Origin of the sequence: Thauera aminoaromatica S2 (assembly GCF_000310185.1) — a bacterium.
Lineage (GTDB): Bacteria > Pseudomonadota > Gammaproteobacteria > Burkholderiales > Rhodocyclaceae > Thauera > Thauera aminoaromatica.
Genome location: NZ_AMXD01000140.1, coordinates 1 through 9,461, shown reverse-complemented (window position 1 = coordinate 9,461; position 9,461 = coordinate 1). Strand labels below are relative to the sequence as shown.

The following is a 9,461-nucleotide window of genomic DNA, read 5'->3' as shown; positions in this document are numbered from 1 at the left end:
CGCACGCCCGCGCAGGGCACGAGGCTGGCCAGGCGGGCGGCGTGGCGCAGCTCGGCGAGCCGCCGCCGCAGGCCCAGCCGCACACGCTCGAGCGCGAGCACGAAGCCGCGGTTCTGCAGTGCGAGCAGGCGACCGAGCTGCCAGGCACCGGCGTAGGCGGTGTCGAACATGCCGCACTCCGGGTCGTAGCGCAGGAGCTCGTCGCTGCAGCGCACCAGCCGCTGCACCAGGCGCGGCTGCGGGTATTCCAGAGGCACGAGCGGACCGCGATACCAGGACACCGTCCGCTCGCCGTGGCGGAGCCGATGATCGAACGCAGCGTAGCCGCGGGCGAGCGCGCCATGCACCAGCGCGGCCGGCATCGGAGCCTCTCCGGGCAGGCGCGCCGGCGCCGATTCGGCCGCCAGGGCCGGCTCGGGCAGTGGCAGGTGGAGCCAGGCGTCGACCCCGGCTGCCGTCCTTTCGGTCCCCGCTCCTTCGCTCCCGGCGCGCTCGCCCGCGATCCGTGCGCGCTCGAAGGCCCCCGCATCGAGCCCGCGCATCCGTGCCTTGAAGTCGCCCTTGCCGACGCACTCGAAACGCCAGCTCGCGAGCACCGCGAGGCGCACGCTGGTGTAGCCGTCGAGGCGGCTGAAGTCGGCGAGCACATCCGCGAAGCCCTCCAGCGAGACCAGGAAGGCATGATGCGCGCCCCCCGCGGCCGGCATGCGATTGCCGATCGCCACCGCATACCAGCCCTGGTCGTGCCCGCGGAAGATCTCCTTGTCGCCGGTGTCGATCAGCCGGGCATGGGCCAGCCAGGGCAGGTCTGCATCCCGGGGTGCGATCGCGGCGAACAGATTCGCCGGCAGGTCCAGCGCCTGGCAGCGCTCGCCAGCGTGGCGGGCCAGCAGCCGCTCGTGGTCGGCCCCCTCCTGGCCGAGTGCGGGGACCCGGATCCGGGCAGGATTCCGGCCCTGCGGGTCGCGCGCGAAGAGCAGGCTGTCCTCCTTGCCGTCCGCACCGCCGCACACCGGCAGCGGACGAGGCGGGACACAGGCTGCCACCGCCCTGCCCTCGCCCTGTTCCACGCCGGCGAGCAACTCGTCCTCGCCGAGCAGCAGCACGGCGAGCCAGGGTCGTGGCGGATCGCCCTGCGGCCCCCCGTCGAGCGTGCGCTCCCAAGGCAGCGTGCGGCGGGTGAACACCACGTGTGGCAGCGCGTCGGCGAAGGCGCCGGCCGCACCCGGCGGTGGATAGGTGGCGTGGATGTCCGCCGGCTCGAGGCGGAAGCGCGGCCCATCGACGCTGAACAACAGTTCGGACGCATAGGGCACCGAGTGCATCGGCAAGGGAACGAGGGGCGCCGCGCGTACCTCCTGATTCATGCGCAGGCGGTAGTCGCCCGCCGCGAGCGCGGGCAGGCAGGCATCGGCGAAGCGGATCTGCCCGGGCCCGACACTTGACGACGGAACGGCGGCGGTCTCTTCCACGACAGCGGAATCTCCCATATCGAGGCGATCAGATCTCGGCGAACATGCGCGGCACGTCCTGGCCGATCCGCGCCATCAGGGGCTCGACGTCGAGGACGTGCTCGGGCGCCGCGGCGAGGATGGGCAGCTCGGCGTCGGCGCTCAGCTTGCGCACGCCGCGGCCGGCGTTGAGGCAGTCCACGATTGCCCTGCGGCGCTCGACCACGACGCCCGCCATGAGGGTGTCGCCCAGCCTCGCCGCGCTCCCGGGCAGGGCCGTCGCCGGGCGGAGCGCACCGACATCGCTGCAGGGATACTCGACCCGATCGTACGCGAAGGTCTCCAGCTCGAGCGCCGGGCCGACCCTTGTGTCCGGATCGACCCGGCCGCGCAGTTCGATGCCCACCGGCGCGCCGTCGATGAGGGCTTTCCCGGACAGGATATCGATGCCGGGCGGGCGCGGACTCCACAGCGCGCTGGGGACACTGACGGTGAGGGGCGCGAGGTCGAGTTCGGCCTGCGCGTCTCCCCGGACGCTGCCATCCGGGTGGAGCGCCTCGAGCGTGAGCTCGATCCGTGAATGAAAGCGCCCCAGGCCCATCGGTTGCACGCCCAGCTGCGGCCAGGTGCCACCCCCGCGCGGGTGCAGCTCGCGGCCGTCGAAGCGCAGCTCGGTCGCCGGCACGCTGCTCTGGCAGCGCAGGTGCAGGCGATGCGCCTGCAGCACCGGGCGCCGGGGCGCGCTGCCCGGGGGCGCGGCGGGCGTATCGAGCAGGCCATCCACGACCGAGATGCGGGTGACGTCGGGGTTGCCGAGGAAGCTGTGCGCAAACGAGCGCTCGGGGTCGTCCGACTCCCAGACCATCGGCGGCGGCAGGCTCTTGGGCGGCCCGAAGCCGACCGTGAAGCTGACCACGTAGAGCGAGATACGCACGCTGCCGGCGAGCGGCGGACCATAGAGCGCGATCGCCGCGCCGAGCTCGATCGACAGGCGGATGCGCACGAACCAGATCTTGATGTTCAGCTGCACGCCCAGCGAGACCGCAACCGCGGCCTCGTAGTGGAGCGGCTTCCACTGCATCAGGAAATCCGCGCGCGCGACCAGCCAGGCGCGGATGCCGCCCGAAGCGTAGACGATCGACAGGCTGCCGCCGGCCATGATCGCCGCGGGACACAGGGCGAAGTAGCACTGCCCGCTGATCGTGACCTGACCGATCTGGCAGTTGAACTCGACCCGCTCCGGTCGCGGGTAATGCGCCGGAACCTGGAAGGATGGATGGTAGCCACCCACCGAGACGACGAAATCACCCGCATGCGGGCCCGCGTACCAGGCGAAGAAGGCGAAACCGCCGCGCAGGCGGAAATCGCGTCGCAGCACGAAGGAGTTCTCGGTGAGCCGGCCCTCGACCGCGACCAGGCCGTCGTCGGGCGCGATCACCACACGCAGTTCCATCTCCACGCAGGCCATGGCAGCCTCGCCGCCCGCCTTGCGCGGCAGTTGCAGGCGGGACAGGCCGAGCACGCCGATCTCCAGGCGGTTGCCGAAGGCGACCGACAGCATCGCCACCGACTCCACGATGCCGAAGGAGGTGAAGCGCACGCCGCCGGCGATCCACATGCTGTCGCGCTCGGGGGCGAGCCAGGTGTCCACCAGCGCGCCGATGCGACGCGGATCCGCATCCTTGCCGAGGTAATCCGGCTCGGCCGCGGCGCGCAGCAAGGGGAAGCTGTGCACCTGCTCGATCGGCGGCAGGGTGAGCCGGCGGTGGATGCCGATGCCCAGGCACAGCCCGGTGACGAAGAAGAAGGGCGGACCGCCGATCTCCTTGTGCAAGGCGGCGAAGGCGAAGAAGGAGTGCGCGCCCTCGATGCGCTCGTAGGAGCCTATCGCGCTCACGCTGAGCACCGGCGTGCTCACGCGCAGGCTGCCGTCCAGACGCAGCGTCTCTCCCGGCGCGCGCGTCAACCCGCCGCTGATCGCGATCGCCCCGGTCTCGAGCCCGAGCATCGCGCCCTCGAGCCGGACGCCGAGGCCGTCCATCGCCGCGTGGGGCCCCTTCAGCAACGCCGCGATCGGGCAATCGACGCCGAAGCCGACCAGCTCGAAGGACAGGCCGCCGATGCGCAGGCCGGCATCGAGGGCGATGGCGAGCCGCGAGGACTCGTAGACCAGCCCGACGCGGCGGAAGCTCAGCGGACCGATGCGCTTGTCGATGCGCTTCCAGAACGCCCTGCCGCGCGCCGGCAGGGGTGCTTCGGGCGCGGGCGATGCGAGTGCGGGGGCGGCTGCGGGGGAAGGCTCGGCGGCCGGGGCCTGTGCGTCGAGGGTATTGCCGGTGTCGTGCCCGAAACCTTCGAGCAGATCGACGCCACCGATGAGCACTCGCCCCGACAGGTTCAGCCCCGCGTGCAGGCTGCGGCCCTCCCCGGCGCGCTCGACGAGGGGCGCGAAGGCGCCCGGCGCGGTCGCCGGCTCGAGGTGCAGCCCGCTGCAGTCCCGGCTCGCATGGAAGACGCCGAGGCGCTCTACCACGATCCCGCCGATCAGCTCCGAGAGGCCCTTGTCACCGATCGGCCGCGGTTCGAGCTCGAGCTCGAAACCCGCCACCAGGCCGCCTTCATCCTCCGCACGCCCGGGGACGGGAAGGAGCTTTGCGACGACGATCCGGGTGTGGCCGACCCCGACGCCCAGGGTGGTGTTCAGCACGACGCAGGGCGTTGCGGTACTGCGATAGGCGAGCTCGACCGCCTCGAAATGGATCGCCGCCAAGCCCCCCCCGCCCAGGGCATCGAGCGCCGCGCCGGGGCCGGCGAAGGCCTCGCCGAGACCGGCGAGCAGGCCGCCCAGGGTATCGGTCTTCTCGCCGCGCAGTGTCCCCGCAAGGCCCGTCAGCCCGCCACCGGTGAGCGTCCCGCGCAACCCAAGTGGACGGCCGCCTACCCTGAGTTCGAGTTCGAGCTCGACCGTCGTCGGCGTGGCCGGCCCGGCATCCTCCGTCGTGCTCACCCCGCGGCTCCGCGGCAAGGCGGATGGATCGCCCTCATCCGACGGCTGCCGGCGTGTCGGCTGCGCCCGCTCCCTGCTCCCCCCCTTCCTCGGCGGTCGGCGCGGGGGGCGCATTCACGTCCTTGGGGTCCTTCTGTTCGGAAGGAGAGGACGGCAACGCGGACACGGCCTTCCAGTAGGTTTCCAGTTCCTCCTGGCAAGCCTCCGGGCATTTCAACACCCGCAAGGACACGCCCTCGACGTCGAACAGCTTCCCCAATTCAGGACTATTGGTCAGCGCCGCGATGAGGCCCCCCTTCTGCTCATCGGAACACTTCAAGGCAATGCTCAGCAACATCGGTCCGCTATCGCGATAATAGAAGGCTGCGCAGTCGAGTTCAGCCCTCTCCATCACATTGGACAAGGGTGTGGAAACCGTCGCGCCCTGGGTGCCGAGATATTCCTTGAGATGTTCGAACTTGACCTTCAGTGGATGGGTGAGACAGACCGAAGTCCCCCCGCCTTGCACCGTCCCCGTTTCGCCGGGGTTATCGATGAGCAGGCTGGCCGGATGACCATCCGTCGCCAGATCGATGCTGGCACGGAAGTGCGTCTTGCCGTCCGCGCCGGCATTGGGCGAGAACAAGCCTTCGCCGATGCCGATCGGGGCCCCGGCAGGTGCTGCGGCGACGGGAACTTGGGAATCGCTTTGCTTGGGAACGGTCTTGGGCATGACGAAGACTCCTGTCGGAATGCATGCGACGAGAAAGCCGAAACACGCGCGACGCCCTTGCCGCGGAGCGTCGGCGCTTTTATTCAGCATAGACGGCCCGACTCGGAGCATCCAGTCGCACTTCTGCGTGCGCTGGACGACGGTGCTTGCTCACGCCTGAAGACTGTATAAAATATCAGCTTCGGAGAAAGGCAAGCATGAACACCGATCAACTCTCCCTGTTTGCAGCACAGGCGTCGTCGGCGTCTCCATCGCTTCCGCAGCGCCGAACGCGCAAGCCACGGGCGGCTCCGCATACGGACGCGGTCATGCCAATGCCGTCCGACGCGCCATCCCTCACCGTCTCCATCGCGCTCGAGCTCCCGCTCGATGCGCCCCATACCGATACCACGCCCACGGCCCTCATGACGAACCCCAGCCTCCCCGACCCCGCCCGGGACGAAGCCCAGGCCCTCTTCACTCCGCCCCAGCCCGGCGTGCCCGCCCTCCGCAGCGACCGTCTGTGGCAGCTCGACGGCTGGACCGCGCGCGTGATCAAGAACGAGGACGACGACGGCTGGGCGGTCGAGATGCTGCAGGACGGCGAGGCCGAGCCGGCGCTGGTGGGCCCATGGACCATGGGGCGCGACAAGAAGAACCCCAAACCGCTCGACCAGTCCGCCTTCAACACCCTGGTCAAGACCGCCGGCGAGGTCCTGCAGCGTCACCGCCAGCAGGCGCACGCGATGCTGCACAAGCGCCTCACGGTGTTCGCGCTCGACGCGCAGTGGGACGTCCGCCTCGACATCACCCCCGACGAGTACGAGCCCTACGCCACGCTGAGCGCCTTCGACGCGCTCGGCGAAGAGGTCGCGCAGGTGCGCGTTCCGCCGGACTTCCGCCTCGGCGTGGCGAGCGCCACCGCCTGGATCACCGGCGGCTTCGCCCGCCCGACACAGGCCACGCGCGGTTTCGAAGGCTGGAGCGAGTGATCAGGCAAGCGCACCTTGCCCGGCTGTTCCCCCCGACGCGGATTGGCCCCGAACCGCCGATCGCGACTTGCACCGCTCCTGCGGGAATCTCGGCAGGCGTAGTGGTCATGTAGGAGCGACGCAAGTCGCGATCGGCGGTGCGAAAGTCGATGAGCGTAGGCAGGCCCGCAGCGGCTGCGATCGCGACTTGCGTCGCTCCTACGGAAAACCGCTGCGCTTCCGGAGCGGCGACGTGGGCGACACAAGTCGCGATCACGGCGCCCGCGCCCGCCTGGCGCACGCACCAGTGCTGCCCTGGCGCAGCTTCCGACGCCACACCCACGCATACACCGCCAGGTTGACGAGCACGACGAAGCCGGCGAGCGCGAACTGCAGCTCGCGGGTGAGCGCGGCGGGATAGATCAGCGGAAGAACATAGTGCTCGATGAAGCCGCCCGCATAGCCGGACTGGCCGGCCAGCACGCGCAGGCGGTTCTCGAGCGGGGTGAGCGGACACAGGCCGCCGCTCGCTTCGATCCATGCGGCCCAGGCGACCGCGGGCAGATGCAGCCAGGGGGCAAGCCGCCAGCGCAGCGCGAGCAGCCCGCCCAGCACGGCGAAGGCGATGAAGCCCAGGTGAAGCAGCAGCACCGCGTCGGCGGCGAGGCGATAGCCCATGGCGCGGCGAGCTCCAGGCCGGGGGATGGAACGGAACGCGGAGGGGAACGCGGAAAGCGGCGCGGAAACGCGGCTCGACCGAGGTCGATAACGCGGCGCGCACGGGTCGCCCCCTGCGCGCCGGGGCACATCCTCAGTCGATGATGGTCTGCGCCTCGCCTTCGCGGCGGGTGTCGATGACGCCGATGCGATACACGGTCTCGCCCGCGGCGGCGAGCTTCGCCTCGGCGGCCTCGGCGTCGGCTGCCGACACGATCACCACCATGCCGATGCCGCAGTTGAACACGCGATACATCTCGTCCTGGTTCACCCCGCCGGCGAACTGCAGCCAGCGGAACATCTGCGGCAGCGCCCAGGTGTCGCCGTCGATGCGCGCGGTCAGCTCCTCGCGCAGGATGCGCGGCACGTTTTCGGTGATGCCGCCGCCGGTGATGTGGGCCATGCCCTTGACCACGCCGGGCATCGCGCGCATGAGCTCGAGCATGGGCTTGACGTAGATGCGGGTGGGTTCCATGACCACGTCGCGGAAGGGACGGCCGTGGAAGGGCGCCATCATGTCGGTGCCGGCGCGCTCGACGATCTTGCGGATCAGCGAGTAGCCGTTGGAGTGCGCGCCGCTCGAGGCCAGGCCGAGCACCACGTCGCCGGGGACGATCCGGCTGCCGTCGATGATGTCGGCCTTCTCGACCACGCCGACCGCGAAGCCGGCGAGGTCGTATTCGCCCTCGGGGTACATGCCGGGCATCTCGGCGGTTTCGCCGCCGATGAGCGCGCAGCCGGCGAGCTCGCAGCCGCGGGCGATGCCCTGGACCACGTCGGCGGCGGTGTCGACGTCGAGCTTGCCGCAGGCGAAGTAGTCGAGGAAGAACAGCGGCTCGGCGCCCTGCACCAGGATGTCGTTCACGCTCATCGCCACCAGGTCCTGGCCGACGGTGTCGTGCTTGTCGAGCTGGAAGGCGAGCTTGAGCTTGGTGCCGACGCCGTCGGTGCCGGACACCAGCACCGGCTCCTTGTACTTCTTCGACAGCTCGAAGAGTGCGCCGAAGCCGCCGATGCCGCCCAGCACCTCGGGGCGCATGGTGCGCTTGGCGAAGGGCTTGATGCGCTCGACAAGCGCGTCGCCGGCTTCGATGTCCACGCCGGCGTCGCGGTAGGAAAGGGAGGGCTGGGGATCCAGCGGTTCGGGATGATGGTCGGCCAAGATCGTTCCTTCGGGCTCGCAGGCTGCCGGGCGTCGCCGCATGCCCGGAGGGACCGAGCTTGAGGCCGCAACGCCAAGTGGCTACATTTACGTGTTCTGCGGGCGGTTTTCGCCCGCGCCAAGCCCGCGATTTTACTTTAAATGAAGCCTCCCCGCGTCGATCGCCTGCAAACCGTCGCCTGGACCGCGACCGGCGCCGCCCTCGTCGCCCTGCTCTGGCTGCTCGGACCCATCCTCACCCCCTTCGTGGTAGGGGCGGTGTTCGCCTACATCTGCGACCCGGCGGTCAACTGGATGGTCGCGCGCCGCGTGCCGCGGGCACTGGCGGTGCTGCTGGTGATCCTCGCGCTCGGCCTGCTGCTGATCGCGCTCGCGCTGATCCTGGTACCGATGGTCTATCGCGAGGGCGTGCTGCTGGTGCGCCGCCTGCCCGAGCTGGTGCAGATGTTCAACCTCAACGTCGCGCCGCTGCTCGAGGCCCGCCTCGGCGTAGACATCAGGCTCAACGCCGAACAGTTCCAGCAGCTGATCGCCGACAACTGGACGAGCGCGCAGGAACTGGTGCCGGCGGTGCTCGCCCACCTCAAGACCGGCGGCATGGCGGTGCTCGGCTTCCTCGCCAACGTGGTGCTGATTCCGCTGGTGATGTTCTACCTGCTGCAGGAGTGGCCGCGCATCCTCGACGAGCTCGAGCGCATCGTGCCGCGCCCCTGGGTCGACGGCACCAAGCGCGTCCTCGGCGACATCGACTCGGTGATGTCCGAGTTCCTGCGCGGCCAGCTCTCGGTGATGCTGCTGCTGGCGGTGTTCTACAGCGCCGGCCTGTGGCTGGCCGGGCTCAACTTCTGGCTGCCGGTGGGCGTGCTCACCGGCCTGCTGGTCTTCATCCCCTACGTCGGCTTCGGCGGCGGGCTGATCCTCGCCATCGTCGCCGCGCTGCTGCAGGCGCAGGGCTGGCCGCCGCTGGCCGGCGTGGCAATCGTGTATGCGCTTGGTCAGGTCGTCGAGAGCTTCGTGCTCACGCCCTACCTGGTGGGCGAACGCATCGGCCTGCACCCGCTCGCGGTGATCTTCGCGCTGATGGCCTTCGGCCAGCTCTTCGGCTTCGTCGGCGTGCTGGTCGCGCTGCCGGTGAGCGCCGCGCTGCTGGTAGGCCTGCGCGAGGTGCGCGAGGCCTGGCTCGCCAGCCCGGTGTATCTCGGCACGCAGCCGCGGCCGATCATCGCGAGCGAGCGCGAGCGCCCATGAAGCAGCTCGTCCTCGACATCCGCCCCGACGCCCCGCCCACGCTCGAGAACTTCGTCGCCGGCGCCAACGCCGAGCTGGTCGCCACCGTCTCGCTGCTCGCCTCGCCCGCCACCGCCGAACAGCTCCCGGCGCGCCACATCTACCTGTGGGGCGCGCCGGGCAGCGGACGCAGCCACCTGCTGCGCGCCGCGGTCGACGCCGCGCGCGCCGCCGG

7 protein-coding genes and 1 pseudogene are annotated in these 9,461 nt (G+C 70.3%); 3 read left to right on the top strand and 5 right to left on the bottom strand.

All coding sequences use genetic code 11. From position 1 onward, the window contains the following. The 3 genes from C665_RS16270 to C665_RS16260 all read right to left on the bottom strand — a co-directional run. The coding region (locus tag C665_RS16270) for a hypothetical protein (RefSeq protein ID WP_004322825.1) at window positions 1-1,472 on the bottom strand (1,472 nt) is incomplete at its 3' end. A 28-nt stretch (window positions 1,473-1,500) separates the two neighbouring features. Further along, window positions 1,501-4,458, bottom strand: a complete 2,958-nt coding sequence (locus tag C665_RS16265; protein WP_004322823.1) for a DUF6603 domain-containing protein — start codon at window positions 4,456-4,458, stop codon at window positions 1,501-1,503. 34 nt (window positions 4,459-4,492) lie between these two features. Then, a complete protein-coding gene (locus C665_RS16260) occupies window positions 4,493-5,170 on the bottom strand; it encodes a hypothetical protein (RefSeq protein ID WP_004322821.1) in 678 nt (225 codons plus the stop codon). Between the two features lie 308 nt (window positions 5,171-5,478). Between C665_RS16260 and C665_RS20355 the strand changes: the two genes are divergently transcribed. Further along, window positions 5,479-6,141 carry a hypothetical protein gene (locus C665_RS20355; protein WP_012585659.1) on the top strand — a complete coding sequence of 221 codons (663 nt, stop codon included), beginning with the start codon at window positions 5,479-5,481 and terminating at the stop codon, window positions 6,139-6,141. A gap of 252 nt (window positions 6,142-6,393) precedes the next feature. On the opposite strand, the gene C665_RS16250 is transcribed toward C665_RS20355, so the two are convergent. Together C665_RS16250 and purM are read right to left on the bottom strand one after the other, a co-directional pair. Beyond that, a complete protein-coding gene (locus C665_RS16250) occupies window positions 6,394-6,798 on the bottom strand; it encodes a DUF2784 domain-containing protein (RefSeq protein ID WP_004322817.1) in 405 nt (134 codons plus the stop codon). Window positions 6,799-6,931: 133 nt separating this feature from the next. After that, the gene (gene purM / locus C665_RS16245; protein ID WP_004322816.1) at window positions 6,932-7,999 is read right to left on the bottom strand and encodes a phosphoribosylformylglycinamidine cyclo-ligase; all 1,068 of its coding nucleotides are present in this window, start codon (window positions 7,997-7,999) and stop codon (window positions 6,932-6,934) included. A gap of 141 nt (window positions 8,000-8,140) precedes the next feature. On the opposite strand from purM, the gene C665_RS16240 reads away from it, so the two are divergent. Continuing rightward, window positions 8,141-9,247 (top strand): AI-2E family transporter, encoded by a 1,107-nt coding sequence (locus tag C665_RS16240; protein WP_004322815.1) that lies wholly within the window; start codon window positions 8,141-8,143, stop codon window positions 9,245-9,247. Beyond that, window positions 9,244-9,461, top strand: a pseudogene (locus C665_RS16235) (DnaA regulatory inactivator Hda); the annotation flags it as partial. The gene C665_RS16240 and the pseudogene C665_RS16235, both read left to right, overlap by 4 nt.

Excerpts from the sequence above, each read along its gene's own strand:
- C665_RS16260 (WP_004322821.1), bottom strand. The coding sequence starts at position 5,170 with ATGCCCAAGACCGTTCCCAAGCAAAGCGATTCCCAAGTTCCCGTCGCC.
- C665_RS20355 (WP_012585659.1), top strand. The coding sequence starts at position 5,479 with ATGCCAATGCCGTCCGACGCGCCATCCCTCACCGTCTCCATCGCGCTC.
- C665_RS16250 (WP_004322817.1), bottom strand. The coding sequence starts at position 6,798 with ATGGGCTATCGCCTCGCCGCCGACGCGGTGCTGCTGCTTCACCTGGGC.
- C665_RS16240 (WP_004322815.1), top strand. The coding sequence starts at position 8,141 with ATGAAGCCTCCCCGCGTCGATCGCCTGCAAACCGTCGCCTGGACCGCG.